The 13,354-nt window shown below is 72.1% G+C and carries 8 protein-coding genes; 7 read left to right on the top strand and 1 reads right to left on the bottom strand.

All coding sequences use genetic code 11. The annotated features are described in order from the left end of the window. The first annotated feature begins 37 nt into the window (after positions 1-37). Positions 38-1,138, top strand: a complete 1,101-nt coding sequence (locus ACQPZQ_RS33110) for a glutamate-cysteine ligase family protein (protein WP_433287373.1) — start codon at positions 38-40, stop codon at positions 1,136-1,138. Positions 1,139-1,434: 296 nt separating this feature from the next. Here ACQPZQ_RS33110 and panB read toward each other — a convergent pair whose 3' ends face one another. Further along, entirely contained in the window at positions 1,435-2,331 is an 897-nt protein-coding gene (gene panB, locus ACQPZQ_RS33105; protein ID WP_433287371.1) for a 3-methyl-2-oxobutanoate hydroxymethyltransferase, read from the bottom strand. 184 nt (positions 2,332-2,515) lie between these two features. Here panB and ACQPZQ_RS33100 point away from each other — a divergent pair, with 184 nt between their 5' ends. From ACQPZQ_RS33100 to ACQPZQ_RS33075, 6 genes are all read left to right on the top strand, one after another. Continuing rightward, positions 2,516-4,090, top strand: a complete 1,575-nt coding sequence (locus tag ACQPZQ_RS33100) for an alpha/beta hydrolase (RefSeq protein ID WP_433287369.1) — start codon at positions 2,516-2,518, stop codon at positions 4,088-4,090. 225 nt (positions 4,091-4,315) lie between these two features. Further along, positions 4,316-7,216 carry a BTAD domain-containing putative transcriptional regulator gene (locus ACQPZQ_RS33095; protein ID WP_433287367.1) on the top strand — a complete coding sequence of 967 codons (2,901 nt, stop codon included), beginning with the start codon at positions 4,316-4,318 and terminating at the stop codon, positions 7,214-7,216. A 75-nt stretch (positions 7,217-7,291) separates the two neighbouring features. Further along, complete coding sequence (gene glnA, locus ACQPZQ_RS33090) at positions 7,292-8,635, top strand: type I glutamate--ammonia ligase (RefSeq protein ID WP_344717788.1); 1,344 nt, start codon at positions 7,292-7,294, stop codon at positions 8,633-8,635. A 49-nt stretch (positions 8,636-8,684) separates the two neighbouring features. After that, positions 8,685-9,524 carry a GNAT family N-acetyltransferase gene (locus ACQPZQ_RS33085; RefSeq protein ID WP_433287364.1) on the top strand — a complete coding sequence of 280 codons (840 nt, stop codon included), beginning with the start codon at positions 8,685-8,687 and terminating at the stop codon, positions 9,522-9,524. Positions 9,525-9,606: 82 nt separating this feature from the next. Further along, on the top strand, positions 9,607-12,606 hold the full coding sequence (locus tag ACQPZQ_RS33080; protein ID WP_433287362.1) for a bifunctional [glutamine synthetase] adenylyltransferase/[glutamine synthetase]-adenylyl-L-tyrosine phosphorylase: 3,000 nt from the start codon (positions 9,607-9,609) through the stop codon (positions 12,604-12,606). 60 nt (positions 12,607-12,666) lie between these two features. Next, positions 12,667-13,302 carry a LysE family translocator gene (locus tag ACQPZQ_RS33075; protein ID WP_433287360.1) on the top strand — a complete coding sequence of 212 codons (636 nt, stop codon included), beginning with the start codon at positions 12,667-12,669 and terminating at the stop codon, positions 13,300-13,302. The last annotated feature ends 52 nt before the right edge of the window (positions 13,303-13,354 follow it).

Here is a 13,354-nt window from a genome sequence, read left to right as displayed (position 1 = left end):
TCCGCATGTGGACCACCCAGATCCTGGAGGCCGACCGGTGCAGTTCCGCTACGGAATCGAGCACGAGTGTGCGCTGCTCCACCTCGATGGCAGCTTCGCCGACTACACCGACACCTCGTTCGACGAGCTGCAGGCCGTCGTCGACGCACTCCCGGAGGACCCCTCCGACTACCCCGACCTGCGCATCGGGGACCAGGGGATCAAGCGCAAGCGGTGGTACGTCGAGGGCTACGAGCGGTTCGACACCGACGGGCAGCTGGTGCGGTGCGACCCCAAGGGCATCGAGATCCGCACCCGGATCCACCCCTCCGTCGACGCGGCGGTCAGCGCTGTCCAGAAGGACGTGGCCCGGCTCGACGACGCGCTCGCCACCTCGCAGCTGCGCAGCACGGTGATCGCGTTCAACCCCGTGCGCTCGGAGTACGTCATCGAGCCGCCGCTCAACGAGTGGGAGCGCCGCCACCGGCTCGGCTCGCCGGAGGAGCGCACCGCGCACCTGCACATGTCGACCTACGGGCCGGACCTGAACCTCTCCTGCACCTCGCTCGACACCGCCGCCCTGGTCGACGTCGGCCGCAAGCTGACGTACTACAGCCCGTGGCTCGTGCCGCTGTCGTTCTCGTCACCGTTCCGCGACGGGGGGCCCTGGGGTGGCCTCTCGGCACGCACGGCGATCCGCACCGGGGTGCGTCCGGCGGTGCTCGTGTTCCTCGGCGACGGCGACGAGCAGGTGGAGGCCGACCCGTCGCTCACACAGCCGGCGCGGCTCCCGGCCGAGGTGGGGCGCATCGAGTTCAAGGCCTTCGACGCCTGTCCCGACCTCGAGCTGTACGGGGAGCTGCTCAGCTGGCTCACGGGGCTCGTGCTGGACGAGACGCTGCCCGGGCGCCGCACCACCCCGGACGCCGAGCTCCACCAGCACGTCGCGGTGGCCGGGCTGGGCGACGACGACGTGCACGCCGGCACGGGAGCGCTCCTCGACGCGGCAGCAGCGGCGCTCGCCGGCCGCGATGACGACCTGGCCCGGCTCGATCGGCTGCGGGAGCGCTGGGCGGGCAGGGAATGCCCCGCCGCCGAGATGCTCGCCCGGTACGAGGCCGGCGAGCGTGTCGCCGGCCTGCGCCGTCCCGGCGCGTGAACCACCCGCTCTGACCTGGCCTGATCTGACCTGCGAGGAAGCTCCGCGAGTCGCCCGAGATTCCTGCCTGAGTCGCCGGATCATCCGAGCGACTCGTGCAACTCCTCCGGGCGACTCGCGCAGCGGGTACGGATGCCCGCGGATCACCCCGCCGAGACTCGCGAACCATCCTGGGTACGTGGGTTCAGACCCACGACGCCCCCGGAACTCATCGGTCGCGCGTTCGTGTTCTCGTCGCCGCGGAATGGCTCACCGCACGGGCGCGGCCGCGGGGCCCCGCGCCCGTGCGGGAGGTCTCAGCTGTACGAGTGCGCAGCGTCGGGGTACTCCCCGCCGCGCACGTCGTCACCGAACCGCCTCGCGGCGTCCAGCAGGACTCCGCCGAGGTCGGCGTACTGCTTGACGAACCGCGGCTTGCGCCCGCGGTTCATCCCGGCCATGTCCGACCACACGAGCACCTGGGCGTCGGTGTCCGGGCCGGCGCCGATCCCGATCGTCGGGATCACGAGCTCGGCCGTCACCCGCTTGGCGACGTCCGCGGGCACCATCTCCAGCACCACCGAGAACGCCCCTGCGGCCTGTAGTGCCAACGCGTCGTCCACCAGCCGCTCACCCGAGTCGCCGCGCCCCTGGATCCGGTACCCGCCGAGCGCGTGCTCGCTCTGCGGCGTGAACCCCAGGTGGGCCATCACCGGGATGCCGGCTCCGACGAGCGCCTCGACCTGCGGGGCGAACCGGGCGCCGCCCTCGAGCTTGACGGCGTGCGCGCCGCCCTCCTTCAGGAAACGGAAGCCGGTGGAGAGCGCCTGCTCCGGGCCGATCTGGTAGCTGCCGAACGGCAGGTCGGCCACCACGAGCGCGGACCTGGCGCCGCGCACGACGGCCCGGACGAGCGGGATCAGCTCGTCGACGGTGACCGGCAGCGTGGTGTCGTAGCCGTAGACGTTGTTGGCGGCCGAGTCACCGACGAGAAGAACGGGGATGCCGGCCTCGTCGAAGATCTCGGCGGAGTACATGTCGTAGGCGGTGAGCATGGGCCAGCGCTCGCCGCGCTCCTTCATCTCACGCAGGTGGTGGACGCGGGTCCGCTTCGGCTTGCCCGTCGTGGGGGCCGGTCCCGAGCGGTAAGGCGGCTGTACCTCGCCAGAGGTGGCGGCGGTCGGAATCTGCGTGGTGGGCTGCTGCGACATCATCGTCCGTCCTCCCTCGAGGCCCGCTGGGGGTCCCCGGGTCGTCACGTGCTGGTGAACAAAGCGTGACATTGCGAAGCCCCGCCGCAGCGGCTCTGGGATGGAGTTCACACGCGGGTGGCGTGAGGCCGGGTGAGGCTCGGACGGGGGGAGATACAGGACGATCCGGCGCTGGCATGCTGGCGCGGTGTCAGACCGCATCAGATCGACCACATTCGTCGCAGCATTGTGTTGCGCCGCCCTGCTGTTGGTGGCGTGCACCCAGTCGACGACCGGCACGGCTGGTCCGGGCGGCCCCGACCAGCAGGCACAGCTGGCCCGCTTCTACGAGCAGCAGCTCTCCTGGGGACCGTGCGCGGACTTCGCTGTGTCGGCGAGTGACCGGGAGGCCTTCGCCGACCCGAAGTTCGAGTGCGCCCGTCTGGAGGTGCCGCTCGACTACGCCGATCCGGGCGGCCGGACGGCGCAGATCGCGGTTCTGCGGCAACGGGCGACCGGGGAGCGGATCGGGTCGCTCGTCATCAACCCCGGCGGCCCCGGCGCGTCGGGGACGAGCGCAGCCGCGTCGCTGTCCAGCCGGGTCGCCCAGAGCCCGCTGAACCAGCGCTTCGACCTCGTCGGGTTCGACCCGCGTGGCGTGGGCGCGAGCCGGCCCGCCCTCGACTGCCTGAACGACGCGGAGTGGGAGGCGGAACGGGCCGACCTGGACGTCGACCCGTCGCCCGCGGGGGTCGACCAGACCGAGGCCGAGAACCGGCAGTACGCGGAGCGGTGCAGCGAGCGGTCCGGCGGACCCGAGGTGCTGTCGAACGTCGGCACGCGTGACGTCGTCAAGGACCTCGACATCCTGCGTGCGGCGCTCGGCGACGAGAAGCTCACCTACCTCGGCTTCTCCTACGGCACGCGCATCGGCTCCGCCTACGCGGAGGCGTTCCCGCAGAACGTGCGGGCGCTCGTGCTCGACGGCGCGCTGGACCCGACCGAGACCACGGTGGACCGCACCGTGAAGCAGAACGCGGGGTTCCAGCAGGCGTTCGACGCCTTCGCCGCCGACTGCGCGCGTCAGCCGAACTGCCCGCTCGGCACTGATCCCGCCCAGGCGACCACGGCGTTCCAGGCGCTGACCCGTCCGCTGATCGACAAGCCCGTGCAGGCCGAGAACGGCACCCGCACGCTGTCCTACCCGGACGCGGTGACGGGCACGATCCAGGCGCTCTACCTCTCCCAGCTGTGGCCGGCGCTCTCGCGCGGCCTGTCCATGCTGGCGTCGGGCGACGGCACGATCCTGCTGCGGCTGGCCGACATCTACAACGGCCGCGACCCCGACGGCCGCTACGCCAACGACATCGAGGCGTTCATCTCCATCAGCTGCGTGGACGAGGAGCGGATCACCGACCGGGCTCAGCAGGCCGAGCTGATCCGGCGGGCGAACGAGGCCGCTCCGTTCCGTAACGACGGGCGCGGCATCGTGCCGGCACTCGACCCGTGTGCGTTCTGGCCGAGCCCGCCCACGAGCCAGCCGCACGTGCCGCAGGTGCAGGGCCTCCCCGCCACGCTCGTGATCTCGACGACGGGGGATCCGGCCACGCCGTACCAGGCCGGGGTGGACCTCGCGAAGGCGTTGCACGGGAACCTGCTCACCTACGAGGGCACGCAGCACACGGTGGCCCTGCAGGGCGTGGCGTGCGTGGACGACGCCGTCTCGAAGTACCTGATCGACGGTGCGTTGCCGCCGGTGGACACGGTGTGCCGCGCCGGCTGACCGGGGCCGTACCTGCGTGCGGAACGGTGATTGACAACCCCCCACGACTGGCAATCACCGATCCGCCGCACCCGTGCGCCGTTCGTGGCGGACGCGGCTGACCGACCGTGACAGTTGCCGTCATCATCGCGTCCCTCCGCCGTCCTTCTAGCGGAATTCGGCGCAAACGGTGGTCGATCGGCTACTACCGGTAGCATCCACTGCGCTGGACGTGCGGGGGGAAGCATGGCGTTGCAGTTCCGCGTGCTCGGGACACTCGAGGTCACCAACGACGGGGACAGAGTGGCGTTGCCGAGTACCAGACATCAGCGGGTGATCGCGGCCTTGCTGCTGACGCCCAACTCGGTGGTGCCGCTGTCGAAACTGGTCGAGGCGGTCTGGGACGACGAGCCGCCGGCAACCGCGGTCAAGCAGGTGCAGAACTGCGTGTCGGTGTTGCGGGAGCGCCTGGGCGGCAGCGGAAAAGGTGGCGGGCACGTCATCGTCACCGAGGGGCCCGGATACCGGATCGCGGTCACCGAGGAGCAGCTGGACCTGCTGCGGTTCACCCGCGGTCTCTCCGACGCCCGGCAGCTCGCCGCGGAGTGCCGGCTCCCGGAGGCCGTTCGGGAGGCCCGCGCGGCTCTGGGGCTCTGGGGCGGCTCCGTGCTCGACGGCCTGTGCGTCTCCGTCCTGGCGAACCGCGTCACGCTGCTGAACGAGCAGCGGCTCGGCGCCATCGAGCAGTGCGTCGAGTGGCAGCTCGCGCTCGGGCAGCACCAGGACGTCGCCGCCGAGCTGATGGAGCTGGTCGCGGAGCATCCGCTGCGCGAGAAGCTGCACGCGCAGCTCATGCTCGCGTTGCATCGGGGCGGGCGCCAGGCGGACGCGCTGAACGTCTTCCATCAGCTGCGCACGCGCCTCGTCGACGAGCTCGGCATCGATCCCGGCAGCGAGGTTCTCCAGCTGCACGAACGCATCCTCGCCGGTGAGCCCCAACCGCCCCGGGAGCTCGAGCCGCCCCGGAGCGAGGCGGGCCCACCGGCGGCCGAGACGGTTGGTGCCGCGAAGGAACCCTTCGCGGGCCCGCGCGACGAGCGTCTCGACAGGGCGGTCGGCGAGCTGGCGTCGGCGATCTCCCGGCAGTGGACGGTCGAGGTCGAGATGCGGTCGCTCAACCGGCCCGAGCCGGTTCCGGTGAGATGGTCGGGCACGGGACGGCAGGTGGCAGCGGTCGCGTCCGCCGTGCTGGGTGACGGGCCGGACGGCGCCCGGCCCGATCGCCTGACCTTGTGCGGCGGCCTCGGCGACGTGGTCGCACAGTTCCGGCAGATCCCCGCGCGCCAGCTGGTGGTGCTGGGGGAGCCTGGCGCCGGCAAGTCGGTGATGGCCATCCTGTTCACCCTGGGGCTGCTCTCCGACCCACTTCCCGGCGAGCCGATCCCGGTGCTGCTGCCTCTGGCGTCGTGGAACCCCCACCGCGAGCATCTGCACCGGTGGCTGGCCCGCAGGCTCGTCGAGGAGTACCCGGCTCTGGCGAACCGGTCCGCCTACGGCCCGGACGCCGCCACCCGGCTCGTGCTCGAGGGCAGGATCATCCCGGTGCTCGACGGCCTCGACGAGACACCTCCCGCGTTGCACGCCGCGGCGATCGACGCACTCGACCGGGCGGTGGCGGGCGGGCGTCCACTGGTGGTGACGTGCCGCAGCACCGACTACGAGTTCGCCGTGAACCAGGCGGGATCGATGCTGGCCAGCGCGGCCGTCGTCGAGATCGAACCGGTGGTCGTCGAGGACGCCATAGCGTTCCTCACCGCCCGCAGGAGGCTCGGTGAGACCCGCTGGCAGCCCCTCGTGGACCACCTGCGCCAGAACCCGGACGGTCCGCCGGCACAGGCACTCCGCACCCCGCTGATGGTCGACCTGGCACGAACCGCCTATGCACATCCCGGTTCGAACCCGGCTGATCTGTGCGACCCTGCCCGGTTCCCCGACAGAGCCGCGATCGAAGGCCACCTCCTGGACGCCTACCTGCCGGCCGTCTACCGGCAAGCGCCTGCCCCGCCTGCACACCACGGAAGCCCGGCGTCCGGGCACAGCTACGACCCGCGGCAGGCCGAGCGGTGGCTCACGTTCCTCGCCCAGCACGTGCACCGGCTGCCGGCCCGCAACCTCGCATGGTGGCGGCTCGACCGATCGGTTCCGCGCCTGGTCAGCAGCCTGTACCTCGGTCTGCCGCCCGCCGTGCTGTTCGCTCTCAGCGGCTGGCTCGCCGGCGGCCCACTGGTCGGGACGATCTACGGCCTGTCGTTCGTAGTGGCCGGCTGCCTGGCGCACGCCGTCGGACGACGGCCCGGGCCGATGCACGTCGAGTTCCGGATGCGGGGCACCGGCGGCAGATTCCTGCGCAGGTTCGTGATCGGCGTCGTGATCGCGGTGTGCCTGGGGCTCGGCTGGTCGTTGTCGGCCGGGGTGATCGGCCTGCTCGCTGTGGTCTTCGGGCTGTCCATCGGGGTGCACGTCTGGCTGGGTACCCCGGTCGACGTGCGGGGGGTGTCGAGCCCGGCCAGCGTGTTGCGGAACGACCGGGCGGCCGCCGCGTGGTTCGCGTTGTCCTTGACGGTGTCGCTCGGCCTCTTCTACGCGATGGCCTTCGCCTTCTCCCGTGAGACCCGGTTTCTCGGGGTACTGGACGGCCGCTTCGACCTCGCACTCGTGCTCGCCGGTGGGGTGGCGGCCGCGCTGCTCGGCCACTTCCTCATGAGGATGGTCGGGAGCGTGATCTACGGACTCGCGGGTGCCGCGATCGGCGGTCTGGTCTTCCGGTCCGCGCCGGACCCGGTCACGGCCTTCGCGGTCGGCCTCGTGTTCGGTCTCGCGGTCGGTCTCACGGTGTGCCTCGCCCGGGCCTGGGGTGCGTCCGTCGTCACCCGCGCCTGGCTGGCTGCCCGGGGCAGCACCCCGTTGCGACTCATGCGCTTCCTCGACGACGCCCACCGCCGCGGTGTGTTGCGGCAGGTGGGCGCCGTGTATCAGTTCCGCCACGCCCGTCTGGAGGAACGCCTTGCTGCACGCGCGTCGCAGGGTTCTGTGAAACGCGCCTCGCCCTCAAGGCGACGCCGAATGAAACGGCGGGTGCCTGCTTGATCGAGTGCTGGACTTAGCAGGCCCTGAGCAGCGAGGAAACATGCCTGTAACGCGACGTTCCTAGGCTCGTCGCCCATGGACCGCCAGCAGGAGTTCGTGCTCCGCACACTCGAGGAACGCGACATCCGCTTCGTGCGCCTCTGGTTCACCGACGTGCTCGGCTATCTCAAGTCGGTGGCCGTGGCCCCGGCGGAGCTCGAGGGGGCGTTCGCGGAGGGCATCGGCTTCGACGGGTCCGCGATCGAGGGCTTCGCACGCGTGTACGAGTCGGACATGGTCGCGCGACCCGACCCCTCCACCTTCCAGGTGCTGCCGTGGGAGAGCCAGTCCGGCGAGCACTACTCGGCCCGGATGTTCTGCGACATCGCGATGCCCGACGGCTCCCCGTCGTGGGCCGACCCGCGGCACGTGCTGCGGCGGGCCCTGAGCAAGGCGGGCGAGGCCGGCTTCACCTGCTACGTCCACCCCGAGATCGAGTTCTACCTGTTGCGTGACCTGCCCGACGACGGGTCGCCGCCCCAGCCCGCCGACTCCGGCGGCTACTTCGACCAGGCCAGCCACGACATCGCCCCGCACTTCCGGCGCAACGCCATCGAGACGCTGGAGTCGATGGGCATCTCCGTGGAGTTCAGCCACCACGAGGGTGGCCCCGGGCAGCAGGAGATCGACCTCCGCTACGCCGACGCGCTCACGATGGCCGACAACATCATGACGTTCCGGTACGTCGTGAAGGAGGTCGCGATCATGCAGGGCGTGCGGGCGTCCTTCATGCCCAAGCCCTTCTCCGCGCACGCAGGCTCGGCCATGCACACGCACTTCTCGCTCTTCGAGGGCGACCGCAACGCCTTCCACGACCCGAACAACCCGTTCGAGCTCTCCGAGACGGGCAAAGCGTTCGTGGCGGGGGTGCTTCGGCACGCCCGGGAGATGAGCGCTGTCACCAACCAGTGGGTCAACTCCTACAAGCGCCTGATCACCGGAGGCGAGGCGCCCACTGCGGTGTCATGGGGCCACGCCAACCGCTCCGCGCTGGTGCGGGTGCCGATGTACTCCCCGGGCAAGGCGTCCACACGCCGCGTGGAGATCCGCACGCTCGACAGCGCCTGCAACCCCTACCTGTCGTTCGCGGTGATCCTCGGCGCCGGGCTCACCGGCGTGCAGAAGGGTTACGAGCTCCCGCCGCCCACCGAGGACGACGTCTGGTCGCTCACCGAGACCGAGCGCCGAGCGATGGGCTACGAGTCACTGCCGCAGAACCTCACCGAGGCGCTCGTGGCGATGGAGCACTCGGAGTTGGTCGCGGAGATCCTCGGCGAGCACGTGTTCGACTTCTTCCTGCGCAACAAGCGGGCGGAGTGGGACGGGTACCGGCGCCAGGTCACCCCGTACGAGCTGCGTACCTACCTGCCCGTCCTCTGACCGCAAACCAGTCGCCGGACGGGCCGGAGGCGAGGCAGGGTCTGCGCGCATGGATCTTGTTGTCCACAACGACGTGCAGGCGTTCGCCCGCCCTGCCCTTCCGCTGCTCTGGTCCGACCCGATGCGGCACACGATCGAGATCAGCGTGCTCGACGCAATGTGCCGCGGTCAGGAGCGTGCGGCCGCGCTGCTGACGGTGCACGACGCCGGCGAGGTCGTGGGGGCGGCGCTGCGCACCCCGGGCAGGCCCGTCCTCGTCTCGGCGCTGCAGCCGGGGCACGCGGCGGCCGTCGACGATGCGCTGGCCGGCGCCGACCAGGATCTGCCCGGAGTGAGCGGGCCCACCGGCGTGGCCGAGGCGTTCGCCGTTGCGCACGTCGCTCGCACGGGGGCGAGGGTGCTGGTGGAGCAGCGCACCCGGCTGTTCACCCTCGACGAGCTCGTGCCACCGGCAGGGGTGCCCGGCGACGCCCGGTTCGCGAACGAGGGTGACCTCGACCTGCTCGCCGAGTGGCGTTTCGCCTTCGCCGAGGCCGACCGGGGCGCGTGGACGAGCGCGCTCTCGCCCCGGGAACTCGCGGCCCGCTCGCTGCGGCTGGGCACGGGCGAACTGCTCTGGGAGGTCGAGGGCGTCCCCGTAGCGCAGGCGTCGGCGCGCGCGGTCACGGCGGGGATGTCGCGGATCGGGCCCGTGTACACCCCGCCCGAGCACCGCGGCCGCGGATATGCCGCGGCGGTGACGGCCGCAGCGTCGCGGTGGGCGCTTCACGAGGGCGCCGAGCACGTGCTGCTGTTCACCGACCTCGCCAACCCGACGACGAACCGGCTCTATCCGCGCATCGGCTATCGCCCGCTGCACGACGCACTGGAGCTTCGCTTCGAGCGATGATCGGGACGTGGCGGCACCGCCACCGAACCGATGGCGAACTCGTCCTCCACTGCGGCCTCCGGCTACGGCAGGATCGTGCTCCGTGACGCGTACCGGTACCTCCCTCGCCCGGCTCGGGCTGACGGAGTCGTGGGCGGAGGCCACGCTCGACGAGCTCGGCTGGTGGGTCGGCGACAGGCCGGCCGACGGTGCCGAGGAGGTCATGTGGGCGCTCGCCCGCAGTCCCGACCCCGATCTGGCCCTGCGCGCCGTGGAGCGGCTCACGCACGCCGCGTCCGACCGCACCGAGTTCGACGCGGCGCTGCGTTCCGACGCGGGTCTGCGCGGCAGGCTGTTCGCGCTCCTCGGCAGCTCCTCCGCCCTCGGCGACCACCTCGTCACCCACCCCGACCGTTGGCACCGGCTGGTCACCGACGCGCCGGACCGCGACGACGACACGCGTGGTGCGATGCTCCGCGCCGTCGGGGCCGACCCGGCCGCCCCGCCTGCGGGCTCACCGGGCGGGTCGGCGGCAACGCTCACCGGGTCGGAGGCGATCGCCGCCCTGCGCGTCGCCTACCGCGACGAGCTGCTCCTCCTGGCCGCTGCCGATCTCGCCGCCGTCGGGGAGCCCGATCTCCCGGTGCTCGCCCTGGAGGACGTCGCGGCCCGGCTCGCCGACCTCGCCGCCGCCGCCCTGCAGGCCGCGCTGGCCGTCGCCGTTGCGGAGGCGGGGGACGAGCCGGGCAGGCTGGCCATCATCGCGATGGGCAAGACCGGCGGCCACGAGCTGAACTACGTGAGCGACGTCGACGTCGTGTTCGTGGCGGAGCCCGCCGACCAGACGCAGACCAGGCTCGCGAGCCGCGTGATGCGGATCGCGGGGGAGGCCTGCTTCCAGGTCGACGCGAACCTGCGTCCCGAGGGCCGCCAGGGTGCGCTCGTCCGGACCCTCGACGGGCACGTGTCGTACTACAAGCGATGGGCCAAGACCTGGGAGTTCCAGGCTCTGCTGAAGGCGCGGCCTGTCGCGGGCGACCCCGAGCTGGGAGCGGCGTACGCCGAGGCGGTGGCGCCGATGGTGTGGAACGCCGCGGGCCGCGACGACTTCGTCGCCGACGTGCAGGCCATGCGCCGCCGTGTGGAGGAGCACATCCGTCCTGATCACGCGGAGCGTGAGATCAAGCTGGGTCCCGGCGGCCTGCGCGACGTCGAGTTCGCCGTGCAGCTGCTGCAGCTCGTGCACGGCCGCACCGATGAGGCGCTGCGTTCCCCGTCCACGCTGGAGGCCCTGGCCGCCCTCGCCGACGGCGGATACGTCGGGCGCGACGACGGCGCGAACCTGGCGGCGTCCTACCGATTCCTCCGCCTGCTCGAACACCGGCTGCAGCTGCAGCGGATGCGCCGCACCCACCTGCTCCCGTCCCAGAACGACACCCATGGACTGCGCTGGCTGGCCCGCGCGGCGCGGCTGCGTCCGGACGGGCGCCATGACGTCGTCGGCGTGCTCGTGGCGGAGTGGACGCGCAACTCGCGGCGCGTCCGCAGGCTCCACGAGAAGCTGTTCTACCGGCCGCTGCTCACCGCGGTCTCCCGGTTGTCGCCCGACTCCGCGCGGCTGTCGGAGGCGGCGGCGGCGGCCCGGCTCGGCGCGCTGGGCTGGGCGTCGCCGGAGGGCGCGCTGGGCCACCTGCGGGCGCTGACCTCGGGTGTGTCGCGTGCTGCGTCCATCCAGCACACACTGCTGCCGGTGCTGCTCGACGAGCTCGCGCGCAGCCCCGACCCGGACCGCGGCCTCCTGGCCTACCGCCGGGTGTCCGAGGCGCTCGCCACCACGCCGTGGTACCTGCGGCTCCTGCGCGACGAGGGGCTCGTGGCGGAACGGCTGATGCGGCTGCTCGGCACGTCCGCGCTGGTCCCGGACCTGCTGGTGCGCGCTCCGGAGGTGCTGCGCCTCCTCGCCGCGCCAACCGCAGGACATGCCGACGAACTGGCCCGCGACCCGGCCGAGGTAGCCGGATCACTGCGCGCCACCGTCGCCCGGCAGCACGATCCGGACAGCGCCGCGGCCACGGCGCGCTCGATGCGGCGGCACGAGATATTGCGCGTAGCATGCGGCGACCTGCTCGGCGTGCTCGATCTCGAGCAGGTGTGCACGGCGCTCACCTCGGTGTGGGTGGCCGTGCTGCAGGCCACGCTGGAGTCCGTGGAGCGGGCGATCGGCCACGAGCCGCCGCCCGCCCGCCTCGCGGTGATCGGGATGGGCCGGCTCGGCGGCGCGGAGCTGGGCTACGCGAGCGACGCCGACGTGATGTTCGTGTGCGAGCCCGTCGGCGGGGCGTCGGACCACGACGCGGTGCGCTACTCCACCACCGTGGCCGAGACGGTCCGCAGGCGCCTCGCCGCACCGAGCCCCGACCCCGCACTCGTGGTGGACGCCGACCTGCGCCCGGAGGGCCGCTCCGGACCGCTCGTGCGGACCATCGGGTCCTACCGTGAGTATTACTCCCGCTGGTCGCAGGCCTGGGAGGCGCAGGCCTTGCTCCGGGCCACCGTCGTGGCAGGCGATGCCGACCTGGGCAGGCGGTTCCTCCACATGGTCGACCCGATCCGCTACCCCGCCGTCGGGATCGACGCGGCCACCGTCACCGAGATCCGCCGGATCAAGGCACGCGTCGACGACGAGCGGCTCCCCCGTGGGGCCGACCGCAGCACGCACACGAAGCTCGGCCACGGCGGTCTCGCAGACGTCGAGTGGACCGTGCAGCTGCTGCAGATGCAGCACGCGGGCGACATCCCGGAGCTGCGGACGACCTCCACTCTGGAGGGCCTGCGGGAGGCGCGCGAGGCAGGGTTGCTCACGGCCGAGGACGCAGCGGAGCTCACCGCCGGCTGGACGATGGCGACCCGGGCGCGCAACGCCGTGATGCTGGTGAAGGGCAAGCCGGGCGACCAACTGCCCCGGTCGGGGCGGGAGCTGGCGGCCGTGGCCGCTGCCATGGGCTATCCGCCGGACGGCGACCCCGGTGTCTTCCTCGACGACTACCGCCGCACCACCCGGCGCGCCCGTGCCGTCGTGGAGCGCGTGTTCTACGGCTGGTAGATCGTCCGGTCGGACCGAAACACGGTGATCTAGGGGGTGCATCCGGGTTAGCGTGCGGCCGTGCCTTCCGTGGAGACCCTCATCACCTTCGCGCTCGCCGGAATCGTGCTGGTGGTGATCCCCGGCCCGAGCGTGCTCTTCATCGTCGGCCGCGCGCTCGCCCACGGTCGGCGGGCCGCCTTCACCAGCGTCGCGGGCAACACCGTCGGAGCCTCGCTCGTGGTCGTCGCGGTGGCTCTCGGGTTCGGTGCCCTCGCCACGGAGTCGGCCGAGGTGTTCACCGTGCTCAAGCTGATGGGCGCGGTCTATCTCGTGTACCTCGGCGTCCAGACGATCCGTTCCCGCGGCTCCCTCGCGGCTGCCCTCGAGGGCGCTGCCGGTCCGGCCGACCGGCGGCTGTTCTGGCAGGGCGTCGTGGTCGGCGTGACGAACCCGAAGGTGCTGATCTTCTTCGCCGCCGTCCTGCCGCAGTTCGTCGACTCCGGCGCCGGCAGCCCGACCTCGCAGATGCTGGTGCTCGGTCTGCTGTTCGCATGCATCGCCGCCACGCTCGACAGCATGTGGGGGCTGGCCGCCGGCACCGCCCGTGCCTGGTTCGCCACCTCACCCGCCCGCTTGCGCCGCGTCGGCGGCGTCGGCGGCCTCATGATGATCGTGATGGGCGCCGGGCTGGCCCTGACGGGCCGCAAGGACTGACCCCCTGCGAGTCACCATCCCTCCCCGCGAGTAGCCGGCGACTCGCGGGGAG

It is taken from the genome of Pseudonocardia sp. CA-142604 (genome assembly GCF_050948475.1).
GTDB lineage: Bacteria > Actinomycetota > Actinomycetes > Mycobacteriales > Pseudonocardiaceae > Pseudonocardia > Pseudonocardia alaniniphila.
Note: the sequence above shows the minus strand (reverse complement) of the source record. Positions and strands in the feature narration are given on the sequence as shown.

Bases quoted from the DNA above. Each gene is read 5' to 3' on its own strand.
- panB (WP_433287371.1), bottom strand. From the start codon at position 2,331: ATGATGTCGCAGCAGCCCACCACGCAGATTCCGACCGCCGCCACCTCT.
- ACQPZQ_RS33085 (WP_433287364.1), top strand. From the start codon at position 8,685: ATGGATCTTGTTGTCCACAACGACGTGCAGGCGTTCGCCCGCCCTGCC.
- ACQPZQ_RS33095 (WP_433287367.1), top strand. From the start codon at position 4,316: ATGGCGTTGCAGTTCCGCGTGCTCGGGACACTCGAGGTCACCAACGAC.
- glnA (WP_344717788.1), top strand. From the start codon at position 7,292: ATGGACCGCCAGCAGGAGTTCGTGCTCCGCACACTCGAGGAACGCGAC.